Source organism: Bacillus sp. B19-2, from assembly GCF_022832475.1.
Taxonomy (GTDB): domain Bacteria; phylum Bacillota; class Bacilli; order Bacillales; family Bacillaceae; genus Bacillus; species Bacillus paralicheniformis.
On the sequence record NZ_JALHKQ010000001.1, the window covers coordinates 108,199 to 131,347 of the forward strand.

Below are 23,149 nucleotides of genomic sequence, written 5' to 3' on the forward strand. Positions count from 1 at the left end.
ACGTTATAGTTATAAAACATTTTAATATATTAGAAGCTGTTTATACAAGTTAATTGATCAAAAAAAGGCGTAAAATTGATGCGAAAACCTTTATTTATCTAAATATTCGAGAAAATATTATTGGATTTAAAGTTTAGACATTTGACTGACTCTTTTTTAATAAAGTAAGATAATAGTATATATTTGGCTTGGAGGTGGTTAGATGGGGCCCTCTGCATAGTCATTTTTACAGAACGCACATCAGCCTTATTAAGGGAATTTGAATTCATCAGGAGGTGACTCCTTGTCCTTTGTGAAGGATAAGGTTAAATGGACGATATTGTTAGTCTGATAATCATCGGGATTCTGATTGCATTAACCGCTTTTTTCGTGGCATCGGAATTTGCGATTGTCAGAGTCAGAAGCTCCCGTATTGATCAGCTGATTGCTGAAGGAAACAAAAAGGCGGTTCGCGCAAAACAAGTGGTGTCAGATTTGGATGAATACCTTTCAGCTTGCCAGCTCGGCATTACGATTACAGCACTTGGACTCGGCTGGATGGGGGAACCGACGGTTAAAAAGGTGCTGCATCCGGTCTTTGAAAGCTTGCATGTTTCTGGCGCTGTATCGCACGCTCTTTCAGTTGCCATTGCATTTTTAGTGATTACATTCCTGAACGTCGTGGTTGGAGAACTTGCCCCAAAAACCATCGCGATTCAAAAAGCCGAACAGATGACACTGTGGCTGGCGGGACCTCTGCACTTTTTCAATGTTGTGATGTTCCCGTTCATTTGGACGCTGAATGCCTCAGCCAGAGTGCTGACCGGGTTATTCGGTTTGAAGCCTGCTTCGGAAAAGGATGAATCCCATTCGGAGGAAGAGCTGCGAATCCTGTTATCAGAAAGCTACAAAAGCGGAGAAATCAATCCGTCTGAATATAGATACGTTAATAAAATCTTTGAATTCGACAATCGGATCGCCAAAGAAATAATGGTGCCGCGTACGGAAATCGCCTCTGTCCCGCTGGATATGCCGATCGCTGAGGCCATTTCGGTCATGCTGCAGGAAAAGTATACGCGCTGGCCTGTCTATAAAGGCGATAAGGATCATGTCATCGGCATGATCAATACGAAACAGCTGTTTACGGATATGCTCATGATGTCAGAGGCTGAGAAAAAGCGATTGTCCCTTGAAGCCTATGTCCGACCGGTTATTGAAGTCATTGAAACCGTGCCTGTTCAAAAGCTGCTGATCAAAATGCAGCGGGAGCGGATTCACATGGCGATCTTAACGGATGAGTACGGGGGAACATCGGGTCTTGTGACGGCCGAGGATATTCTTGAAGAAATCGTCGGAGAAATCAGGGACGAATTCGATGAAGACGAAAAACCGCTCATCGAAAAAGTCTCCGATCATGAATACATCATGGATGGAAAAGTGAGAATCGATCAGGTCAATGAGCTGTTTGAAGACGATCTCGAAGAAGAGGAAGTCGAAACAGTCGGCGGACTTGTGTTGAAAGAAAACATAGATATCGCGGAAGGCCAGGCGGTGCATATCGGCTCTTACACGATAACGGTTCTCGAAATGGAAGGGCGTCTGATTAAGCACGTCGAAGTGAAGCGGGAACAAACAACAGAACATGTAGAGCTGGCACCGGCAAATCCGGTCGTCGTTAACGAAGTCACCTTGAGCGAAAAATAGCTCAAGGTGATTTTTGATTTTAAGAAAAAAGTCATTTGAACAGGAACATTCGTTCGTATATAATGGGAACAAATGTTCTGTTTGAGGAGTGATTGATTTGCTGTGGTACGAAATCATTTCGGAGGAAGAGAGGAAAACGTATATTAAGCGGATCGAATTTCATTTGCGGAATTGGAAAAATTACAAAGCCGCCGTGCTCAATTTAGAAAGGAGGATGGAGAAGGAGCAAAAGAACGGGCTCGCCGTCAAAGAAAGAAACGCTGAATATCAGATCGACGCGGAAAAAAGGCTCTATCAATTTTTGCTTGATTCAATGGAAACCGCTGTCTCCGAATTGGATGAGCTCGAGCGGAAGCTGGTGGAATGCCGGTATATTCACAATTGGAGCATGGGAAAATGCGCGATGGAAATCGGCTACAGCGAAAAAACGCTGTTTTTAATGAAGAAATCGCTGCTGGACAAGCTGCTTGTCAGCTTGGCGGCGATCACGAATATTTAACGGATGCGGGAAGGGCTTGTTTCAAACAAGCCCTTCTTTTCTGCGCCGCTTCAGTTTTTTTTCAGGTTCTTGACGCGATGATGACACGGGGGAGTGCAGCTTTTCTTTTATGATAAAGACAAGCTTTAAACAGCGGGGAGGTTTGACACATGTGATGAAGCAAATGCCGGTCATTGTTTGAGACAAACGCTTCAGGAAAGGAGAGGAAGAACATGGATTTTTCTGAAATTGCGCTCGTTCCGCTGATTACGGGATTGGTGCATACGGTAAAGCTTGTTGGCATTCAGAAACGATTTCTCCCCATCTGTGCAATTGTCTTCGGCATCTCGATTTCTCTCTTGTTTACCGCAGGGGACTGGAAGGAAGATATGATGATCGGAACTTGGCTTGGATTGTCATCGGTTGGATTTTACTCCGGTTCAAAAAACGTCTTGAAACCATTATCAAAGGAGGAGATTGAACATGAAGATTTATTTGGATCCGGGACACGGCGGAAGTGATCCGGGAGCATCGGGAAACGGTTTGCAGGAAAAGGACGTGACGCTTGCCATTGCTCTCAAAATGAATGAGATTCTATTAAAAGAGTATGATAACGCAGAGACAAGGCTGAGCAGAACAACAGACAAAACGGTCACGCTTCAGGAGCGCACAGACGATGCCAATTCGTGGGGGGCCGATTTGTTTGTCTCCATTCATACAAACGCTTTTGACGGTACGGCGTACGGGTATGAAGATTATATCTACAGCGGCTTGGCCGATGAATCCGTTACCGCTCTTTATCAACGGATCATTCACGGCGAAGTGATTAAACAGAACGGACTGAGGGACAGGGGAATGAAGAAGGCGAACTTTCATGTTCTCCGGGAAACAGCGATGCACGCCATATTGACGGAGAACGGCTTTATCGATCATCCCGAAGATTCGGCAAAAATGAAAAGCGCCGCCTGGATCGAACAGACGGCGCGGGGACATGCAGCCGGCATCGCGCTCTGCCTCGGTCTGACACACAATGAGTTTCCCCTGTATAAAGTGACGATGGACGGGGGACAAATTGGAGCTTACCAAGAAAAAGACGATGTTTTGAACGTGATTTCTGCGAATTGGGACAGCTTTCAAACAGCGGCCATTGAAAAAGGGTGAAAAGGGAAGAATCCATTTTGAATGCTTCAAAATGGATTCTTTAATGTGTACGTGGTGTTTCTTAAAATCAAACGTAGCGGGGCACCGCTTTTGTGACGGCGGGCGCAAGAAAAAACGGAAATACTCACACGAGCGCCTGTTCATAGCCGAACGAGCATCATTGTTTCATCATAACACCATCTTTTCACAAAATCAGCATGCAGCCGGCCCAGAACCCCCCGAGTGAGCATGCCATTGTAAGCAGCATGTAAACCGCTGAATCCTTTACACGCTTTGCAGCCAAAAGCTGAACCGCTTCGACGCTGAATGTGGAAAATGTTGTGAAGCCTCCGAAAAATCCAGTTCCGACCACGATAGAGACCGTTTGATTGTCAATGCCGAGGCTGACGAATATGCCGAGGGCGAATGAGCCCACAATATTGACCACCATCACGCTGACAGGAATGCGGGGGCGCGGAAACATCGCCATGAGCATATTGCCGAGCCAAAATCTTAAAACGGAGCCGATTCCTCCCGCGATCATAAATCCAACTGCCATCATGATTGATACCGCTCCTTTTCTTTCCCTGACGCTCCGCTGATCCTTTTGCCGATCATGATACCCAAAAATGCGAAGCACACCCCGCAGGCGAGCGACACCATCAAGTACAGAACTCCGATGTGCGGAGCGGCCGATTGCAGCAAAAATACGGTCTCTTTAGAAAAAGCAGACATTGTCGTATACCCTCCGCAAAATCCCGTTCCTAAACATAACTGGACGAGCGGCTTTTTTGCCCGAGCCGCAAAAAAACCTGTCAAAAGGCCGAGGATAAGGCTTCCAGACGCATTTTCAATAAAAGTCGGCCAAGGAAAACCGGCAGTGCCGCCATGCAGATTGACGAAGTAGCGCAGCAGCGAGCCGAGGGCTCCCCCGATAAAAACGGCAACAGATGATTTCATACTTTTCCTTCTTTCTCAAAAATAATCCGGGTAGTCGGTAATGATCCCATCGATTTTCCAGCTTTTGAGGCGGCGTCCCGTTTTCTGTCCGTTGACCGTCCAGGCCAGCGCCTTCAAATCACAGCTGTGAATCGATTTGATCAGAAAAGGGCTGACCATCGTAGCTTTCAGGCTGACGTACCGGGCAAACTCCGCGATTTGCCGCAGCCGGCCGCGCGGCAGCATTCCGAATCGCGGCCTGATCAAAACGGCGGTCGGAATCGAAGGATACATGTGATGAAGTGCCCTCATGGCGTTTGCGTCAAACGACTGGACAATCGTGTTCATCGAATGGCCGAACCGGCTGATCAGTTGTCCCGCCGCTTTTTCGATTCCGGGCTGGGTTTTGGACGACTTGATTTCGATGAGTAGGCCCGTCTTGTTGTGATACTTCCCCAGAACAGCTTCAAGTGAAGGGATTTTTTCGCCTTGAAAATCCGGGCCGAACCAGCTTCCCGCATCAAGCTTTTCGAGCTCATTCATCGTATAATCGCGAACGAAACCGGTACCGTTTGTCGTTCTGTCAACTTTGTCATCGTGGATGACGGCAAGTCTGCCGTCTTTTGTCAGCTGTACGTCGAGTTCGATAAAATCAGCCCCGAGCTTCACCGCTTTTTCAAAAGCGGCAAACGTATTTTCAGGGGCGTAAGCCGAGGCTCCGCGATGTGCGATAATATGCAAACATGTCAGCTCCTCTTGATAAAATCTTTCCATCACAAGGATACCCGATTTTGGCGATGCAAGTAAATCATTAGACTGAAGCGGACAAAAGGCAGGGAAAAGAGATGTGCGACAAATTTCGGCAAAATGGTACAAAAGGATCATTCACTAAAAATTCTGATATTTTATAATGGACAAAAGGAGGCGAGATGATGGGTAAAGGGAGAATTAAAGTGGAAGAACGGATTAAGATCGAAACTGATGCTGAAATGTTTAAAGCGACTCTCCTTGATCAAACACAGTCTCAGAAGAAGAAATAGCGGTGTTGGCCCGAATCACGTTGTCTCTGGAACAATAAAATATGATGATCATCAGGCTGCCGAAGTGTTCGGCAGCCTTTTATGCGTGTCGACGGATATTTTTGGCGCACAATAAAGTGAGAAATTTTTTTCTCGTTTTAGTATAATAAAAGCTTGATGAGTGAAATAAGGGAGAGAAAGCAATGTTCGAAAAGTATATGACAATGGATTTCGCTGCCGATATCGGAATCAGCATCGGTATCCTTCTTTTATTTTTCGCGTTTCGAAAAATATTTACGAAGTACTTGTTCAACTTAATACTGAAATTGACGAATAAGACGAAAACAGACTTTTTCAATCAGGTGGCGCTGGCGTTTGAAAAGCCGGCCCGGTGGTTTTTTGCGATACTCGGTATTTATCTGGCCATCATTTATTCCCCGTTTTTTGATGGGCATATGGCGATCGTTCATAAATTGTACAGAGTGTCCGTGATTTTGGTCATTGTAAGCGGCCTATACAACTTAACGGCGGCTTCGTCGGTTTTATTCGATAAAATCAATAAGCGGCTTGAGCTTGATATGGATGATATTCTTGCGCCGTTTTTGTCCAAGATTCTCCGCTTCATCATTGTAGCGCTCGGAATCAGTGTCATCGCCGGAGAGTTCAATTATGATGTCAACGGATTTGTTGCCGGACTCGGGCTCGGCGGCTTCGCTTTTGCTCTTGCGGCAAAAGACACTGTCGGCAACTTTTTCGGCGGAATTGTCATTATTATGGAGAAGCCCTTTACAATCGGCGATTGGATTGAAACAAATATCGTCACCGGATCTGTTGAAGATATTTCGTTCAGAAGCACGAAAGTCCGCACGGCCGGAGAAGCTCTCGTGACCGTCCCCAACTCGGTGCTGGCTAACGAAGCGATCATGAACTGGACGAAAATGCGAAAGCGTCAGGTCACCTTTACGCTCGAAATCGATCCGTCCACCCCGCGCGAGAAAGTCGAACGATGTGTGGAGCGTTTCAAAGAAATGCTCAAGTCGCACGAAGGGGTCAACCCGGATGTCATTATGGTCAATTTCGATGTCCTGAAGGATACGCATTTAAGCATCTTCTTCAACTACTATACCAATACGACGGTCTGGGCCGAAAACTTGGACGTCAGACAGGATGTCAACTACCGCATTCTTGATATTATGAAAGAGGAGCAGGTTGATTTTGTTTCTCCGGGGCACAGCCTCTTTGAGTTAAAGAAAATGAAAGATCAGCAAGGAAATGCTTAGGTAACGGTTTTGGAAGGGAGACAAGCCAAATGGAGGAAAAAGCCCTGAGATTTGCGGAGATGATCGAAAATGCCGAGCGCATTACCGTTTTGACAGGCGCCGGTATGAGCACGGAATCAGGTATTCCCGATTTTCGTTCAGCCGGCGGCATATGGACGGAAGATCTGTCGAGAATGGAAGCGATGAGCCGTGATTATTACGAACGATATCCAAAATTGTTTTGGCCGAAGTTTAAAGAGCTTTTTCAAATGAAAATGACCGGAACTTATCAGCCGAATGACGGGCATCTTTATTTAGCCGATCTCGAGAAAAGCGGTAAGGATGTCAAGGTGTTCACGCAAAATATCGACGGACTGCATCTCAAGGCGGGAAGCCGCCATGTATATGAACTGCACGGGTCGATCCAAACCGCCGCATGCCCAAAATGCGGGGCACGCTATGGTCTTGACCACATTCTTCAAGAAGAAGTGCCAAGATGCCATCGTGTCAATGGCAAGGGGAGAGAATGCGGATTCATATTAAAAACGGATGTCGTGCTGTTCGGCGATGCCGTTCAGCATTTCGACACGCTTTTTGAAGCCCTCAACGAATCCGACCTGCTTTTGGTGATCGGCACTTCACTTGAAGTGGCGCCTGTCAGGTTTGTTCCTGAAGAAGCGCACCTGATCCCCGGCTTGAAGAAAGCGATGATCAATCTCGATGAGACACCTTACGATCATTTATTCGATATTGTCATCCATCAAAAAATCGCCGAGTTTGTTCGGAAGCTTAACCGTTAAAAAAAGAAGGCGCTCCAGACCGGAGCGCCTCAGCGTGTCGACAAACCCTCGCATTCGTTGTCAGGCCTGCGCGTCGGTGCTCACGAATTCCAACATTCGCTCCGCTCCGATGCTCGGCCTTCCTAGACTGCAAGGGTTGCGGGTCACGCTGAAAGGATGACAAAATCCCAAAACTAAGAGCCGTTTTGGGATTTTGTCAACAATCTGAGGCGCTCCAGACCGGAGCGCCTTTTTCTGAGCTTCATCACAATTTTTTATAATAAAAAACGGATGCATCGAAGCCGCCGTCTGCAGATTCCGCGTATGCGGGAATGCGGCCGGCTTCGGCAAAGCCGAGCGAAGCGTAAAGAAGGTTGGACGGGTCTTTTTCCCTTGTATCCAGCACGAGAAGTGATCTGCCTTCCTGTTTCGCCCTGTCGATCGCTTTTTCCATTAAGAGTCTGGCGATGCCCTGCCGCCTGAAGGCGGGATCTGTCATTAACTTGCAGATTTCCGCCCTGTGGCGGCCGTTTTGTTTTGTGCATAAGTGCAATTGAACACTTCCCGCGATCCGGCCGTTTTGTTTGGCAATCCATAAAACCGAATCCGGTGTAACGGCTGTTGTCCAATAAGCCTCTGCCCGCCGCTTTTCAAGCGGAGGCAGAAAGCCGACCGATGCCCCGTCATCGACGACGCGGATGAGAAGCTCGGCCAATTGATTGGCATATTCCGCGGTTGAATGCAACTCTTCAATTTTCATTTATCCACCCCATGATATAAAGATAACTGCATCATAATCAGAAAACTGTTTTTTTGGCAACAAGTGTGTCAGATGATCACACTTGCGGGAGGAAATAAAAAAATCCCCTTCAGCAGGGGATCAGACATGGGATGTTATTCATGAACGGGTGTCATCGATTCATCAAGCGTTGCAAATGAATACCCCATGTTTTTTAAATTTGTCAGCAATAACGGCAACGATTGAACCGTTGAAGGAATATCGTGCATCAGGATTACGATTGGCTGTTTTGTCTGCCGCTTTTCCAGCGTGTTCAGCTGGTTCATGACTTCCGGAACGAATTTTTGGCTTCTGTATTTCCAGTCCATGCTGTCAATATTCCAGTCCCAATAAACAAATCCGTTCTTTTTCAGCACTTTTTTCTGCGCTTCGGTCAGCGAAGGTTTGCTCCCGTACGGCGTTCTGATTAAATGGGTTTCAACCCCGGTGATAGACTTCAGCGTTTTTTGAGCCTGCTTCATTTCCAGATGAGGAGAATGGGCGCCTTTATAAAATTGCTTTTGGTCATGGGTCACCCCGTGAAGTCCAAGTGCATGGCCCTGCTGCTTCATATTGAGAACGGCTTCTTTGTGAATCTTCATGTTCGGTTCGAGCATGAAGAACGTCGCTTTAGCATCATGTTCTGATAAAATTTGCAGCAGCCTTTGGCTTACGGCTGAAGGCCCATCGTCAAACGTCAAATAAACCGTTTTTTCCTTCAATTTTTCTTGCTTTTTTTCCGCAGCAGCTTTTTGCTTCTCTTTTTCTTGCTTGCGCTTTTCGATCTGCTGTTTTGTGCTCAAGTGATCGAGAAGCTCGCCTTGCGTTGCTTTTTTGAGCGGAACGCTGTCTCCTTCATGCCTCATTTGGCTGTTTTCCGACACCGTAAGCTCTTTTTTCTCAGTGGCGGCAGAGGACTGTGAAAGGTCCCACACGTACAGGAGAATCAGACACAAAACAAAAAAGCACGCTGCTTTCGTCAACAGATAAGTTACAGATGGGGCAGTTTTTTTTGATACTTGGCGCATGTCACTCTCTCCGTATCATTTTTCTCGTTCCAATGCCATTATAGAATGCTAGTCTCATAAAATAATGGATCACAATGTTTAAGTATACAGGATTGGAAAGAAGATGAATACAGGATGAAGGGAAAAATATATCAAATTTTAAGAGAAAATGCTGAACGATGGGGAATGCTGTTTTTTTGATCATGAAGGCGGAGAAAAGTTTTTGGAAATATTGCACTATTTTGAAGGGCAGGGTCGTGTTAGAATGGAATGGAGAAAATTCAGAAGTCAACAAAAAACAAGGGGATGGAGAAATGAAAGTTCTTTTTAACGGCCGGCTGATGGAGCGAAGCGAGTGTGCGGTTGATATTGAGGACAGAGGCTACCAATTTGGAGACGGCGTCTATGAAGTCATCCGCATTTACAATGGAATCCTGTTCACGCTTGATGAACACATTGCCCGCTTATACAAAAGCGCAGCCGAAATCGGAATCGGCTTGTCTTTTTCAGAAGCCGAGCTGAAAAGCCAGCTGAAAGAGCTCGTCGACATCAATCAGATGCGGGACGGCGGGCTGTATCTTCAAGTGACAAGGGGAAAAGCCCCGAGAAAGCACCAATACGGAGCAGGGCTTACGCCTCAGGTGACGGCTTATACATTTCCTATTCAAAAGCCTGAAAAAGAACAGCAAAACGGCGTTTCGGCTATTACTGCGGACGACATGCGCTGGCTGAGATGCGACATTAAAAGCTTAAATCTGTTGTACAATGTAATGATCAAGCAAAAAGCGCATGAAGCTTCTTCATTCGAAGCGATCTTAATTCGCGACGGATTGGTTACGGAAGGGACGTCCTCAAATGTTTACGTCGTCAAGCAAAACGTTATCTACACCCATCCTGTGACAACGCTCATCTTAAACGGCATCACGCGGATGAAAGTGCTTCAGCTGTGTGAGCAACACGGCTTGAATTATGAAGAAAAAGCGGTGACAAAGGATGAATTACTGAATGCAGATGAGGTGTTCATCACGTCAACGACGGCCGAAGTCATTCCGGTCACATCGATTGACGGGCAAACCATCGGCTCCGGAGCGCCCGGACCGCTCACCAAAAATGTGCAGACCGCTTTGCAAAACAGCATTTTGTCAGAGACAGCCAAACCGGTTTAACAAAAGAAAAACGCCGCTTCCATGGGGAAACGGCGTTTTTTTACTTTCGGAAACCGAACAAAATTGAAAAGAGCGGCGATAAATATAGGAAAAACACAAACGGCAAATATTCAATGACGGGAACGCCGAGCGCGCTGGACATGAACGCGCCGCTGACTCCCCAAGGGATCATCGGATTGATTAATGTCCCTCCGTCTTCAAGCGATCTCGACAAATGCTTCCGGTCGATGCCGAGCTTGTCATACAGCTTTTTAAAGGACTGTCCGGGAATCAAGATCGATAAATACTGTTCGCCTGTCGCCAGGTTCATGCCGATGCTTGATGAAACGGTTGAGAACACAAGCCGGCCTTTCGTATGAATGCCCTTGATTACACCTTCAAGCAGGCTTGTAATCAGGCCGATTTTTTCCATGAGACCGCCGAGCGCGAATGCGATGATGATCAGGGAAACAGAGCCCATCATCGATTGAAGGCCGCCGCGGTTTAAAATCTTCTCAACGGCTTCAGTGTCGGCTGAGAAAACCGGACCATTCTGCATCGCTGACAAAAACGATGAAATGCTGGCGTCAGGCTGAATCAATGCGGCAAGAATCCCGGCGGAAACGATCCCCGCTGCAAGCGACGGAATGACGGGCGTGCGTCTGACAGCAAGTACAATCACAAGAAGAGGCGACAGAAGCGACCAGACGCTGATGTTGACTGTGCCTTCTATTCCGTTTATGATCGCTTGAATGTTTTCGGTTGAAGCCGGTGCCGCCGTTAAAGAACGGCCCATGAAAAAGAAAAGCAAAATCGTGATCAAAAGAGCGGGGATCGTCGTTCCCGCCATATGTCTAATATGCTTGAAAATGGGAAGCTCCCCGACTCCTGCGGCAAAATTGGTCGTGTCAGACATCGGAGACATTTTGTCGCCGAAACAGGCGCCGCAAATCACAGCTCCCGCCGCCCATGTCAGGGGAACGCCGGCCGCTGCGGCCACGCCGATGAGAGCGACGCCGATCGTGCTGACCGTCGTAAAGCTGGAGCCGACCAATGAACTGATCACAAGACAGCTGAAAAGTGCGGTGAGCAGCAGGTGCTGCGGTTCAATCAGGTTCAACGCGTAAACCGTTACCGTCGGAATCGCGCCGCTGTACTCCCAGACTCCGATTAAGATGCCGATTAAACAAAGGACGATAATCGGCTGAACGCCATTCCGGATGCCTGAGACAATGCCGCTTTCAAGGTCTTTCCAGGAATGGCCTTTCACCGCGCCGACCGCGGCTAAAAAACCAACGCAAATCAACAGCGGTATGTGCGCTTCTGCTTTAAATATGAATAAGCAGGTGAAAATAATGAACAATATGGCCAAAAACAATAGAGCCGATATGGAAAACGATAGACGTTTTTCGTTTGACAAATCACACACCTCATTAGAAGAAATATCTCTCTTTAATACTTTGATGCTTTTGTGCATAAACGTATTATAACAGAAAAATAGATTATATACTTAAATTAAAATATTTCAAACATTTTTCAAAGGTTCGCCCATTCTATTTTGAAAGCGCTGACTTTTTTAAGATATAATAGATTGGAGATAGGCACTTGGTACACGTTTCACAAAATAGGGGGAAATGCGAATGTCTTACACTGTTCTCAAAAGCCGGTTTTTAGATGAGGAAGCGATATGGTTGGAAAATGATGATTTAGAGGCTGTACTTGTGCCCGGGTGGGGAAGCAATTTGATTTCACTGAAGTGGAAGCCGGGCGGTTTGAAATTGTTGAAAGCGCCTGAAACAAAGGAAGAATATGACGCGAATCCGTTTTTATTCGGAATTCCTGTTCTTTTTCCTCCCAACCGGATCGATCACGGAAGATTTACATATGCGGGAAGAACGTACGAGCTGCCGATCAATGAAAAGCCGCTCGAAAACCACCTGCACGGATTTCTTTACGATAAAAAATGGACGGTGGAAAAAGTGGAGGCAACAGAAGAGCGGATCATCGTGCAGACGAAGCTGGACTCTGATGATCATCCCGATATTAAAGCGATCTTTCCGCACTCGTTTTCCATCACCATCACCTACACGTTAGAAGGACAGCATCTGAAAATCGATGCATCGGCTGTCAACCGCGGTCAAGACCCGATGCCGATCGGATTGGGGTATCACACATCTTTCCGCTATCCTTTAAACGAAGCAGGAGATAAAGAAAGGTGCCTGTTTACTCTTCCTGCCTCAAAGCGATGGACGCTGACAGACCGCATGCTGCCGACAGGCGAGTATCGGGTGACAGAGGAGTTCAAAGCGGGAAAAATGGCAGCGGGAGAAAGGCTTGACGATATATTGGCAGCTGAACAAGACAAAGAAGGAAACAGCGCTGCCGTCATTGCGGACAGCCTCGCCGGCATTCGCGTCCGCTACCAATGCGACGGTCATTTTAAGCACTGGGTCGTGTTTAACGGTACATCTGATCAGGATGACCTGCTTTGTATAGAGCCATATACTTGGATGACGAATGCACCGAACCTCAACCTGCCGAAGAATGTGACCGGATTTCGGGATTTGGGGCCGCAGGAAGAGCTGACGATGCGAAGCAAAATTGAGGTGGGCGGAATATAATCGATATTCCGCCTTTTACCATGAGCTTTTATCAAGCGTAAATGCTGTATGGGACGCTTGTTTGCCCTTTCTCCAATCCACTTGAACCGTTACCTTGCGGCCGGCGAATTCGGCTTCTTCAAGCCCTTCCAAAAAAGAAACGGATTGTTCTTTTGACCCTCCGCCGGGGAATTCGCCTCCCGCGTAATCTTTCATCGGCGTCTCGACTTGGGCGTTCAAAACGATTTCATCACCAAACTTTACGACCAATTTTTCCAAATATATATCGTCCAGCTCCCCGCGGTCGCCTGTCCAGTAGAGGTCTCCGCCAAATAGCGCGCGGCCTTCTATCTTTTTGATCACGGCCTCCCAATTTTCATCGGCGCTTTGTCCGTTCCATTTCGGGTATTCCGTCATATAGAAACCGATCAGTCTGCCGCCGAAATAAACGGCGCAAAAGGCCGTCAAAAGGGAAGCAATGAAAAGAAGCGGCCGCTTGTATTCCTGTTTCATATGAACCACCGCCTAAAAAGTTCTGCTTTATGATCATAAAGCAGAACAATCGGAAAAAAAAGCCACTCTCTTAAATTTTAAGGGAACGGGTGCGGGTGCAGGTTCAACTGTTCTGGTGTTAACGGCTCTTCCGCAAAGCCGAGCACCATCGGCACCGTGAACATTCTCTCAAGTCCTTCCAGGCGGATGAAGCGCTGTCCGAATGTCATCGGAATCAGGCCCGGGATAAGCACTTTCACACAGTATAGTCCGTTCCGTTTGATAACAGGTGAAGTCTGGTCCACGACGATCACTTCAAGGTCGAGACTTCGGAAAGCTTCAAGCAGGTCGCAGAGATCTTCGGTTAAATCAAGGTGTTTCTTTCTTTTTTTAAAGGCATCGTCGAATGTTTGCAGAGGCCGGCTTTGATTCAGCAAAAACCGGAGGCGCTCTTCAGCTTCGGGCAGTCCGTACATGAAGCTGTGATCCTCCATTTCCTGCACTAAAGCAGGATTGCGGAGCATCTGCTGATATTTGCTCCTTTCAGATTCAAATTTGCGGTCGTGCTTCAACATCATGCCTGCCAGCTCATGAAGGGCGCTTTTCACCGCTTTTACGGGATCTGGGTGGGCGCCTGCGGAACAAAGCAGATTCAATCCTTCCCGTTTTCTGTTTTTGGCGATCGCCCAAATGCTTGGAATACCGTACTCCATCGTTGAATTAAAGATATGCAGATCATATCCCGCCACACTTCGCACCCTCTCTGTCATGAGGCGTAATTCCGGATCTCCTGAAGAGTCGAGATCCAGCTGCCAAAGTGGAAGCCTGGTGTACCAGGCAAGCAAAAATGAATCGCGCTCAGCCGCTTCTAATATGCCGTGGAAAATCGCTTCCTCCAAACTCCCTCCAAGTGCACAGCCGTTCGATGTTTCATAGACGAAGCTGTCTTCGCGCCCCAGGCTGTAATAGGCGAGCGATTCCGGAACGAGGAGCGGCCGTTTCTGCATAAATGAATAGCCCCATACCCAGCGGAGCGGGCGGGCCGGGTGAAATGGCTGGAAAGGAAAATCGGGATGCATGTATTGTTCGGCTTGATGGAGCCCGACTTTTGCCGGATCGAGCGCACGATCCTTTACATTTTCGTAGGTGTCATGTACGACCGTCCGTTTGCCGCGCGGTTCAATTCCGGAATAGCGTTCCAAACCTTCTAAAATGGCGGTTAATTCGCTGTCTTCATACGAATGACTCCGTCCTCCGACACCTTCATTTCCCGTCCATAAAGGCATATTGACGATCATATCGGCGAACGGCAGAATCGCGTCATAAATTTTGGCGTTGAATATCCCCGTTCTATGATCCAGATAGTCTTTGGCGAGCGTTTGTTTTAAATCGTCCGTGTTTCGCACGCGAAAGCTGTCCGGGTTCGTTTTCAGGCTGGGCCGAAGCGATATTCGCGCGGATTCCGCTCCGTCTTCTGGCAGACTGCCGCATATAGGGCATGTCGGTTCCGGGATGAAAGCGTGGAGCGAACTTTCTAACGTTTTCAAATTGACGAAGTAAAGGTTTTTTTTCAATCGGCCGCGCCCGCCGTTCATGATGTTGTCGACTTCTGTGCAGATCAGGCTGACCATCTGGCGGCAGCCGGTCTTTGAAACCCACGGATCGCGGCTTATACCATTGCTTTTTTGTTCCAGTTCAAGCGTCTCTCTGCTGTCGGGGCCGGAGACATACCGCCTCATATCGGCGCATTGGGAACATCCTGACGCTGACGGATTAACAAGCGGCCCGATGACCCCTTCGCCAAAAGATGCAAACCCGCGAAGCCACGGAATCCCTGCCGCCCTTAGCACCTTTTCGGCCTCGTGATATAATAAAGGCCGCCAAGCATCGTGCAGCACAAGAGCGAACGCAGTCTCCTCCGGTATGCTGTTCTCAAAATCAGACCTTCGGATCACGTTATATTCAGCAGATAATTGTTGTGATGCGCCTTCTGCCAACAATCCTTCACCAACGACCAAAATGCAGCGGTTCATCAAGGTTCCTCCTTTCGCAACTGCACGCAGTAAATACCTGCTAGTTTTTCTTTTAAAAATGGTTCAGCAGGCAGCTCATAGACATAAAGCTGCAAGCCGCAGTTGTTTTTCAAGGCGGAAAGCAGTGTTTGTTGCAAAGCAGCGGAAACGGGGATCGCGAGCTTCAGGTCACTAGGTTCCAGCAGAACATCCGCGTTTGTCAAAGGATCTTTGTCTGTCAGCGCCCGTTCGAGCGCTTTTCTGAGAGCCAACGTGATGTTGAGTCCCGAACTTCCGTACCAGCGGCCGCGAATTCCCGCCCATGCGACAGGGAAGCCTTCTATGTTTTTTCCTAAACCGATTTCCGGTTTGCCGTACAAGACTGTCAGCGCTTCTAAATAAAATGAGGAATGCCGGTCTTCCATTCCGCCCAGCTGAATGAGGGAAATCGTTTCTTTTCCGCTCTTTATCCGTTCTCGCAACCGGTGTTCCAGGCATTTCTCCAATCCTCTTAATACGCCTTCAGCCAGCGTTTCTCCGGCGGCGATCGCGAACTCTCCGTTATTCGGATAAGAACGGGTCAACCTTGATGCATACATTTCAATACCCGTCAGCCCGGCTTCCCGCCGCGCCTCTTGATGGGTCAAACCGACCGACACCGTCTCAGGCAAAAGCTCTGCAGGTCCGGAAGAGAGCGGGTCAGCTGTCTGAACAAAGCATTGTGCTAAAGGAAGCTGCCGCAAATGTTTTTCTTCCCACAGATGAAAAATGCCCGTTACGGGTGAGGTCAGTTCGCTGAAACATTGGAATAACCGGCTTTCTGCTTCTCTTCCGGGGCGCTCCGAAAGTTTCGCTTCAAGGTCGCTGATGAGTTCAGGCGAATCTTTGCCGCAAGCGAAGTCCGGATGCGGAAGAAACATATGCCAGCCGCCTTCGAGCGTTGCCAAATCAATCAGGTACACTTGATTCTTCTTAGATAATGGCGCAAGCTCCGCAGTTGCTTTCATCAATTCGAACACAATAACGTTTGCCAGCATGTCTTTTCCTGCCGAAAGAAAAGTTCGAAGCGTCCGCTCTTCATGGAGCGCAGACCGATGGAGGCGCCTCCAGGCATCCTCCAGGCATCCGTCTCCTTGTTGATGAAAGACAGGGCCTGCCAGTCCGACTTGTTTCAGGCAGATGCAGGGTATGAAGCCTTTGTTCTCTTCGAAGCAAAACGTTTGAAGAGCGCGGAGCTCATCTGTGAAGCCGAGGTCAGAGGCATATAAAACCCAATCGGCAGATCGCACTGCTTCCCGCCAATGTTGCGTTTCGGCACAGCCAATCTCCAGTCCGCTTTCTGTTTGCCCTGATATTTCTGCCAGTTCGTCTAAAGCATGCCCGGATGCATCCGTCACGATCGCACGGATTCTTGAAAAACCGGAATCGATCAGCGACCGGACCAATTTTGTGAGAAAGGAGCCGGTCCCTATAGCCGATATTTTGGTTTGACGCGACAGCTGAAAGCGGTAAGCGCCGGAATCGGCAAAGCTTTCAATAAATTCGATTTGGGCTTCAAACGTTTGAAGCACTGAGCTTTCCAGTTTGTGCGGGTGATCCCGGGTTACGTCGCGAACGAACCCGTTTTTATAAAGCATTTCTCCGATTTCATATACTCTTTTTCGGTACGGAGCCTGCAGCCCTTTTGTCAAGTCTTCAAGCGAATGTTCCCCGTTGAACATCGGCAGAAGTTTTTCGATCCATTGAGCAATCGAAGATCCTTTTATGCGAAACGACCCGGAGTTATTTCTAAAATATGCGCCGCCGTTCGGATCAGGAAGAAACCATGTATCCTTGTTTACTTTCAGGCGAGCGGAAGCAGTCAGGTGTGTCATGCTCTTCCTCCTTCCATGTTGTAAAAACAAGACATACCATTATATGTAATTTCATTTGTCCTTTATGCAATAGAAGACCCCTGCGGCAAAAGAGGCAGGGGAAGTCTTCTTTTTTATAAAAAAAACTACATGCCTCCGCGCCAACAGCTCCCACAGCAATGGCCCGCGCAGCTCCAACAACTGTGACCCATGCAGCTCCAGCAGCTGTGGCCCATGCAGCTCCAACAGCTGTGGCCCGCACAGCTCCAACAGCTGTGACCCATGCAGCTCCAACAGCTGTGACCCATGCAGCTCCAACAGCTGGCACAGCTTCCACAGCTCCAGCAGCTTGCGCAGTGTTTAACATTGGCGTGATGGCGGCCCGCATCCCAAAGCGTCATATCGTCTGCCTGGAATTGATCCATCTCCAACGACTGCAGTTCATCATGGAATGGTTGCATTTTAATATCCCCCTTCATCGGTAAAATTTTTTGACCAAAACACAATAAAAGAAGAATGAAACATAAGCAAAGTCAGATTAAGTCAAATACCCCGGGTACTCACAAGATCAAATTATGAGGTCTGTTAGGTGGTTGTTACTAAATTGAACGCCTATTTTTCCTGTTATTGGATTTCGTTGAAGAGGGGCTTTTATTTTGCAGCCATACTTGCGGCAGTTTATTGAGACCGGTGGGGGCTGAAGAGAGGAGGACAATACCGAGGCAAGGTGGAGAAAAAAACAATTGTAAGTCATGTGGAGTGAAAGTCTAAAGTGAATGACAATTTATGTAAACGTCTAGAGTGAAGAAAATATAGATGGTAAAGGTAACCATTCGGCTTATGGATTAGGAGGGAAAAATCAATTGGCGTTGTATATTATATAGCAGTGGAGCATCATTCGCGGGAACAGTGCCCTTGCAGTTTTATACTGATGCAAATGCTTATGTATTACTACAAAAACAGGTTTTTTCAACAAGTATGTTTTCATAGAGAAGGAGAGATTGCTTTGATCAATTTTTCAATAATAAATGCTTTCATAGTATGAGGAGTCTTCCTATTCATTGTGTGGGGAATGATCTCCATTATTAACAGGTTTAGAAATTCAAGAAGATCATAACATGATGAGAGGCCGGACATTTGACCGGCCTCTTTTAAAATCGTTATTTTACAATCAGCACCGGGATCTCCGATTTTGTCGATATCTTGTCGCTGACGCTGCCAAACAGGAGTTTTTTCAGGCGGTTCTGGTCGCGCGTACCCGTGATGACGAGGTCAGCTCCGATGTTTTCAGCATGTTGCAGAACTGCGTTGGCCGGGTCTCCATCCAACACCTCTATTTCCGCGTCGTACTGGTTTTCGCTCAACATGATTTTCGCTGCCGCAATCGCTTCTTCCGCGCTGTCCTCATAGATCATGGGTTCACCGGCCAAGTCTGAATCGTGGGGGACCCGCGGTGCGGCCGGGAAGCCGCTGTAAAGGTACGGCGCGCCGGCAGCGGGTCTTTCGTCCGCAGCCTCTGTTCTCACTTGCCTCGGTTCATGGACATGGGCGACGGTCAATTGTGAGCCGAGCCTTTTCGAAAGGTCGATCGCTTTTTTCAGCGCTTTTTTGCTTTCCTCTTTTCCGTCAAACGCGACAATGATCCGGTCAGCTTTAAACAAATTGATCATTCCTTTCAGAATGGATTTACTTTTATATTACCCGTTTTCCCAACAAATCTAACGAAATATGAGAATATGAATCAAAAGCCCGCCATTCGCCAAAAAAACAAATTGACAATTAAAGGGCCGTACTATAAGATGGAAAATATTAATAAGATTGGAGGGTATCGTCATGTTTAGAAATATCAAAGCATCAGTTCAACAACAAAAGCACCTTAACGTGACATTTTTATACCTTCCTTACGCTCAGGGATCCGTTTCACTCTAACCATTTTCAGAAGGAAGGCGCATGTCGCGTGAATAAGCGTACATGTGCCTTTTTATATGGAAAAAGGCATGCTGGTACACAGTGTGCCTTTTTTTTTCTGAGAAAAAACATTCTGTTCCCGACGCGGAGCAGCATGTTTTTCTAATAAATCAACCGCACATAAGGAGGAATTTTTTATGCCGAGTATCAGAAAAAACGAAATCAAAGATTGTAAGGAAAAACTTGAAGGCGGCTAAAAAAGGAGAGGATATTAGATGTTTTCTGTTTTATGGAAGCTGGGCTGGTTTTTTAAAGCCTCTTGGCGGCGCTATACGATAGCGGTCGTCCTGTTGATTATTGTAAACGTATTTGAAATGTTTCCGCCGAAGCTGCTTGGCAACGCGATTGACGACATGCAGGCGGGCACTTTTTCAAAGGCCGGCATGCTCGGCTATATCGGTTTATTTCTCGCGCTTGGCGCAGTTGTTTATATCTTGTCTTATTATTGGATGTATCAGCTGTTTGGGGGAGCGAACCTGGTCGAAAAAATTCTCAGATCCAAGCTGATGGGCCATTTGCTGAAAATGACCCCGTCATTTTACGAGAAAAACCGCACAGGGGATTTGATGGCGAGGGCGACAAATGATTTAAAAGCGATTTCCATGACGGCGGGCTTCGGCATTTTGACCCTGGTCGATTCGACGCTGTATATGCTGACGATTCTGTTGACGATGGGTTTTTTGATCAGCTGGAAGCTGACGCTTGCTTCGATCATTCCGCTTCCGCTGATGGCGGCTGCCATCAGCATCTACGGGAAAAAAATTCATGAGCGTTTCACGGAAGCGCAGGACGCGTTTGGCGATTTAAATGATCGAGTGCTCGAGTCCGTGTCAGGGGTAAGGGTGATCCGGGCCTATGTGCAGGAGAAAAACGATGTCAGCCGGTTCAACAGCATGACGGCTGATGTGTACAAGAAAAATATGAAAGTCGCTTTGATCGATTCGCTGTTCGAACCGACGGTGAAGCTTTTGGTCGGGATCAGCTATTTAATCGGTCTTGGCTACGGCGCCTATCTTGTTTTCCGCAGCCAGCTGACATTGGGAGAGCTCGTCTCTTTCAACGTATACCTCGGCATGCTGATTTGGCCGATGTTTGCGATCGGCGAGCTGATCAATGTCATGCAGAGGGGAAATGCATCGCTTGACAGGGTAAATGAAACATTGGCATATGAGCCTGATGTGAGAGAACCCGCTGAACCGGAAGCGGCGGAGCCGGGCGATATTGTATTTGACGGGCTCACTTTTACGTACCCAAGTTCTGCGTCTGAAAACCTGGCCGATATTTCATTTACCGTATTAGAAGGACAAACGGTCGGAATCGTCGGAAAGACGGGAAGCGGCAAAACGACGTTAGTCAAGCAGCTGCTGAGGCAGTACCCGAAAGGAAGAGGAACGATCACCATTTCGGGCGTGCCGATTGAGCGCCTGCCGCTTGATCAGCTTCGCAGCTGGATCGGATATGTGCCTCAGGATCACGTGTTGTTTTCAAAATCGGTGAAAGATAATATTTTGTTCGGCGGACGCCTCGCCGAGGAACGCGATTTGTACGATGTCATCTCTGCAGCACATCTGAAAAAGGATATTGAGATGCTTTCAGACGGCTTGGAGACAATGGTCGGAGAGAAGGGCGTCGCTTTATCAGGGGGACAGAAACAGCGGATTTCAATTGCGAGAGCGATGATTGCGGAGCCCCATATTTTGATCTTGGATGATTCGCTGTCCGCTGTCGATGCGAAAACGGAAGCGGCGATTATTGAAAACATCCGCAGCAGGCGGAAAGGCAAAACGACCTTTATTACATCACATCGGATGTCGGCCGTCGAACACGCCGATTTCATTCTCGTCATGGAGGATGGAAGGATCGTTGAAAGAGGGACGCATCAGGAACTGATTGGCCGGAAAGGCTGGTATTTTGAACAATACGAAGCACAGCAGCTTCCTTCGGGAGAAGAAGGGGGGACTGTAGCATGACAACAGGAAAAAGGCTTTTCCAATATGCGCTTCTTTACAAGAAAATTCTCATCTGGGCGCTCGTCATGCTGACGATTGCCGTCACAGCCGAGCTGACGGGACCGATGATCGCCAAAAAGATGATCGACGATCATATTCTCGGAATTGAAAAAACGTGGTATGAAACGACAGAGAAGACCAAATATACCGTTTCCTATAAAGGAAAGGAATATATCAGGGAGGACAGGACAGACTCTTCAGCTGAAAAGCTGGAGGAAGTTCACATCTTTCAAGTCGGCATGAACTACTACTTTGTGGAGGAACCGGTTTCCTTTGACGGAGAGCGGACGGTTTCCGGAGAAGAGCTGAGAATGACGAGCGGAGACCGGACGGAAACCTACAAGGCCGATCGCCTGTCTTTGTCAGAAGTGTATGCTTTTTACGAGCCTGAAATAGGAGGGCTGATTTCACTCGTTTCTATTTATTTCGGCCTTCTCGTCTTCTCGATCTTTTTCCATTACGGCCAATTCTACCTCTTGCAGATGAGCGCAAACCGCATCATTCAAAAGATGAGGCAGGATGTATTCGCCAACATTCAAAGGCTTCCTATCCGCTATTTTGATAATTTGCCGGCAGGAAAAATCGTTGCAAGGGTGACGAATGATACCGAAGCGATCCGCGACCTGTATGTGACCGTTCTATCGACGTTTGTCACAAATATCATTTATATGGCCGGAATATTCGCCGCGCTGTTTTTCCTTGATGTCAGGCTGGCCGGCGTCTGTCTCTTGATTTTGCCTCTGATTGTCATTTGGGCGGCCGTTTATCGAAAATTCGCTTCCGGCTACAATCATAAACTCAGGTCAATCAACAGCGAGATCAACGCCAAAATGAATGAATCGATTCAAGGCATGCCGATTATTCAGGCATTCCGGCGCGGACGGGACACAAAAGAAGAATTTGAACAGCTGAACGAGAGCCACTTTCATTACCAAAATAAAATGCTGAAATTGAATTCGCTCATGTCCCACAACTTGGTCAACATTCTCAGAAATGTGATGTTCACCGCTTTAATCTGGTATTTCGGGGGAGCTGCCCTGAACGCGGAAGGAATGATTTCAATCGGCGTCCTTTATGCATTCGTTGATTACTTAAATCGTTTATTTCAGCCAATTACGGGCATTGTCAACCAGTTTGCCAAGCTTGAATTGGCGCGCGTATCATCGGAGCGGGTTTTCCGCCTGCTGGATGAGCCGGGCGTCGACGTCAAAGAGCCGGGCAGCGAAAGAGCGCTTGGGCGAGTCGTATTTGAGGATGTATCTTTTCGCTATCATGACGGTGAAGATGTGCTGAAAAACATCTCATTTGAAGCGAAGCAAGGGGAGACCGTTGCATTGGTCGGCCATACAGGCTCAGGGAAAAGCTCCATTTTGAATGTGCTTTTCCGCTTTTACGATATTGAAAAGGGCGATGTCAAAATCGACGGCAGAAGCATATACGATATGTCAAGGCAGGAAATCAGAAAGCAGATGGGCATCGTTCTTCAAGATCCTTACTTGTTTTCCGGCACGATTGCTTCAAATGTCAGCCTTGACAATGCTGATTTGACCAGAGAGCAAATAGAAGCCGCCTTGAAACAGGTCGGGGCTCTTGAAATGCTCGCCCGCCTGCCGAAAGGTCTTGACGAGCCGGTCATCGAAAAAGGAAGCACCCTTTCTTCAGGGGAAAGACAGCTGATCTCGTTTGCGCGTGCGCTGGCATATGATCCTGCTATTCTTATTTTAGACGAGGCGACGGCCCATATCGATACTGAAACAGAAGCGGTCATTCAAAAAGCGCTTGATGTCGTTAAACAAGGTCGCACGACCTTTATCATCGCCCACAGGCTGTCAACGATCAAAAACGCCGACCAGATTCTGGTGCTTGAAAAAGGCCGGATTATCGAGAGGGGAAATCATAAAGAGCTGATGAAGCAAAAAGGCCAATACTATCAAATGTATGAACTGCAAAAGGGAAAAGGAACCCTGACAGGGTAAGCCGGATCTTCA

Annotated in this window: 22 protein-coding genes; 11 read left to right on the forward strand and 11 right to left on the reverse strand. The window is 47.6% G+C overall.

Annotated features, from left to right (window positions below; all coding sequences use genetic code 11):
• The first annotated feature begins 309 nt into the window (after nt 1-309).
• The 4 genes from MST20_RS00610 to MST20_RS00625 all read left to right on the forward strand — a co-directional run bounded on the left by MST20_RS00610 (nt 310) and on the right by MST20_RS00625 (nt 3,322).
• Entirely contained in the window at nt 310-1,683 is a 1,374-nt protein-coding gene (locus tag MST20_RS00610) for a hemolysin family protein (RefSeq protein ID WP_243939357.1), read from the forward strand.
• 97 nt (nt 1,684-1,780) lie between these two features.
• On the forward strand, nt 1,781-2,182 hold the full coding sequence (locus tag MST20_RS00615) for a hypothetical protein (protein WP_020450746.1): 402 nt from the start codon (nt 1,781-1,783) through the stop codon (nt 2,180-2,182).
• 212 nt (nt 2,183-2,394) lie between these two features.
• The gene (locus tag MST20_RS00620) at nt 2,395-2,682 is read left to right on the forward strand and encodes a hypothetical protein (protein ID WP_003180149.1); all 288 of its coding nucleotides are present in this window, start codon (nt 2,395-2,397) and stop codon (nt 2,680-2,682) included.
• Nucleotides 2,645-3,322: an N-acetylmuramoyl-L-alanine amidase family protein gene (locus MST20_RS00625; RefSeq protein ID WP_059232080.1), complete on the forward strand. Its 678-nt coding sequence runs from the start codon at nt 2,645-2,647 to the stop codon at nt 3,320-3,322. Before MST20_RS00620 ends, MST20_RS00625 begins: the two co-directional genes overlap by 38 nt.
• A gap of 184 nt (nt 3,323-3,506) precedes the next feature.
• Here MST20_RS00625 and crcB read toward each other — a convergent pair whose 3' ends face one another.
• From crcB to MST20_RS00640, 3 genes are read right to left on the reverse strand one after another with little or no spacing between them, the layout of a single operon-like run.
• The gene (gene crcB, locus MST20_RS00630; protein WP_146875162.1) at nt 3,507-3,863 is read right to left on the reverse strand and encodes a fluoride efflux transporter CrcB; all 357 of its coding nucleotides are present in this window, start codon (nt 3,861-3,863) and stop codon (nt 3,507-3,509) included.
• A complete protein-coding gene (locus MST20_RS00635) occupies nt 3,860-4,261 on the reverse strand; it encodes a fluoride efflux transporter FluC (protein ID WP_243939359.1) in 402 nt (133 codons plus the stop codon). Before MST20_RS00635 ends, crcB begins: the two co-directional genes overlap by 4 nt.
• A 15-nt stretch (nt 4,262-4,276) precedes the next feature.
• Nucleotides 4,277-5,014 (reverse strand): glycerophosphodiester phosphodiesterase, encoded by a 738-nt coding sequence (locus tag MST20_RS00640; RefSeq protein ID WP_243939361.1) that lies wholly within the window; start codon nt 5,012-5,014, stop codon nt 4,277-4,279.
• A gap of 158 nt (nt 5,015-5,172) precedes the next feature.
• Here MST20_RS00640 and MST20_RS00645 point away from each other — a divergent pair, with 158 nt between their 5' ends.
• From MST20_RS00645 to MST20_RS00655, 3 genes are all read left to right on the forward strand, one after another.
• On the forward strand, nt 5,173-5,280 hold the full coding sequence (locus tag MST20_RS00645; protein WP_003180159.1) for a YhdX family protein: 108 nt from the start codon (nt 5,173-5,175) through the stop codon (nt 5,278-5,280).
• 182 nt (nt 5,281-5,462) lie between these two features.
• Nucleotides 5,463-6,539, forward strand: coding sequence for a mechanosensitive ion channel family protein (locus MST20_RS00650; protein WP_165426521.1), 1,077 nt, complete (start codon nt 5,463-5,465; stop codon nt 6,537-6,539).
• A gap of 29 nt (nt 6,540-6,568) precedes the next feature.
• The gene (locus MST20_RS00655) at nt 6,569-7,318 is read left to right on the forward strand and encodes an NAD-dependent protein deacylase (RefSeq protein WP_279599727.1); all 750 of its coding nucleotides are present in this window, start codon (nt 6,569-6,571) and stop codon (nt 7,316-7,318) included.
• A gap of 244 nt (nt 7,319-7,562) precedes the next feature.
• Here MST20_RS00655 and MST20_RS00660 read toward each other — a convergent pair whose 3' ends face one another.
• Together MST20_RS00660 and MST20_RS00665 are read right to left on the reverse strand one after the other, a co-directional pair.
• Nucleotides 7,563-8,057, reverse strand: coding sequence for a GNAT family N-acetyltransferase (locus MST20_RS00660; RefSeq protein WP_243939363.1), 495 nt, complete (start codon nt 8,055-8,057; stop codon nt 7,563-7,565).
• Between the two features lie 134 nt (nt 8,058-8,191).
• Nucleotides 8,192-9,103: a polysaccharide deacetylase family protein gene (locus MST20_RS00665; RefSeq protein WP_243939365.1), complete on the reverse strand. Its 912-nt coding sequence runs from the start codon at nt 9,101-9,103 to the stop codon at nt 8,192-8,194.
• A 293-nt stretch (nt 9,104-9,396) separates the two neighbouring features.
• Here MST20_RS00665 and dat point away from each other — a divergent pair, with 293 nt between their 5' ends.
• Nucleotides 9,397-10,248: a D-amino-acid transaminase gene (gene dat / locus MST20_RS00670; RefSeq protein WP_243939367.1), complete on the forward strand. Its 852-nt coding sequence runs from the start codon at nt 9,397-9,399 to the stop codon at nt 10,246-10,248.
• 40 nt (nt 10,249-10,288) lie between these two features.
• On the opposite strand, the gene nhaC is transcribed toward dat, so the two are convergent.
• Nucleotides 10,289-11,647, reverse strand: coding sequence for a Na+/H+ antiporter NhaC (gene nhaC, locus MST20_RS00675; RefSeq protein ID WP_243939369.1), 1,359 nt, complete (start codon nt 11,645-11,647; stop codon nt 10,289-10,291).
• A 220-nt stretch (nt 11,648-11,867) separates the two neighbouring features.
• Between nhaC and MST20_RS00680 the strand changes: the two genes are divergently transcribed.
• Entirely contained in the window at nt 11,868-12,848 is a 981-nt protein-coding gene (locus MST20_RS00680; protein ID WP_243939371.1) for an aldose 1-epimerase, read from the forward strand.
• 15 nt (nt 12,849-12,863) lie between these two features.
• Here MST20_RS00680 and MST20_RS00685 read toward each other — a convergent pair whose 3' ends face one another.
• From MST20_RS00685 to MST20_RS00700, 5 genes are all read right to left on the reverse strand, one after another.
• A complete protein-coding gene (locus MST20_RS00685; RefSeq protein WP_243939372.1) occupies nt 12,864-13,340 on the reverse strand; it encodes a DUF4944 domain-containing protein in 477 nt (158 codons plus the stop codon).
• 77 nt (nt 13,341-13,417) lie between these two features.
• Nucleotides 13,418-15,352 (reverse strand): TOMM precursor leader peptide-binding protein, encoded by a 1,935-nt coding sequence (locus MST20_RS00690; protein ID WP_243939374.1) that lies wholly within the window; start codon nt 15,350-15,352, stop codon nt 13,418-13,420.
• Nucleotides 15,352-17,205, reverse strand: coding sequence for a putative thiazole-containing bacteriocin maturation protein (locus MST20_RS00695; RefSeq protein WP_243939376.1), 1,854 nt, complete (start codon nt 17,203-17,205; stop codon nt 15,352-15,354). The genes MST20_RS00690 and MST20_RS00695 overlap by 1 nt, the downstream gene beginning before the upstream one ends.
• A 125-nt stretch (nt 17,206-17,330) precedes the next feature.
• Entirely contained in the window at nt 17,331-17,663 is a 333-nt protein-coding gene (locus tag MST20_RS21310; protein ID WP_377903678.1) for a heterocycloanthracin/sonorensin family bacteriocin, read from the reverse strand.
• Nucleotides 17,664-18,344: 681 nt separating this feature from the next.
• Entirely contained in the window at nt 18,345-18,845 is a 501-nt protein-coding gene (locus MST20_RS00700; RefSeq protein ID WP_243939378.1) for a universal stress protein, read from the reverse strand.
• Nucleotides 18,846-19,367: 522 nt separating this feature from the next.
• Between MST20_RS00700 and bmrC the strand changes: the two genes are divergently transcribed.
• On the forward strand, nt 19,368-21,122 hold the full coding sequence (bmrC, locus tag MST20_RS00705) for a multidrug ABC transporter ATP-binding protein BmrC (protein WP_243939380.1): 1,755 nt from the start codon (nt 19,368-19,370) through the stop codon (nt 21,120-21,122).
• Nucleotides 21,119-23,137 (forward strand): multidrug resistance ABC transporter ATP-binding protein/permease BmrD, encoded by a 2,019-nt coding sequence (gene bmrD / locus MST20_RS00710; protein ID WP_243939382.1) that lies wholly within the window; start codon nt 21,119-21,121, stop codon nt 23,135-23,137. The genes bmrC and bmrD overlap by 4 nt, the downstream gene beginning before the upstream one ends.
• Nucleotides 23,138-23,149: the final 12 nt, after the last annotated feature.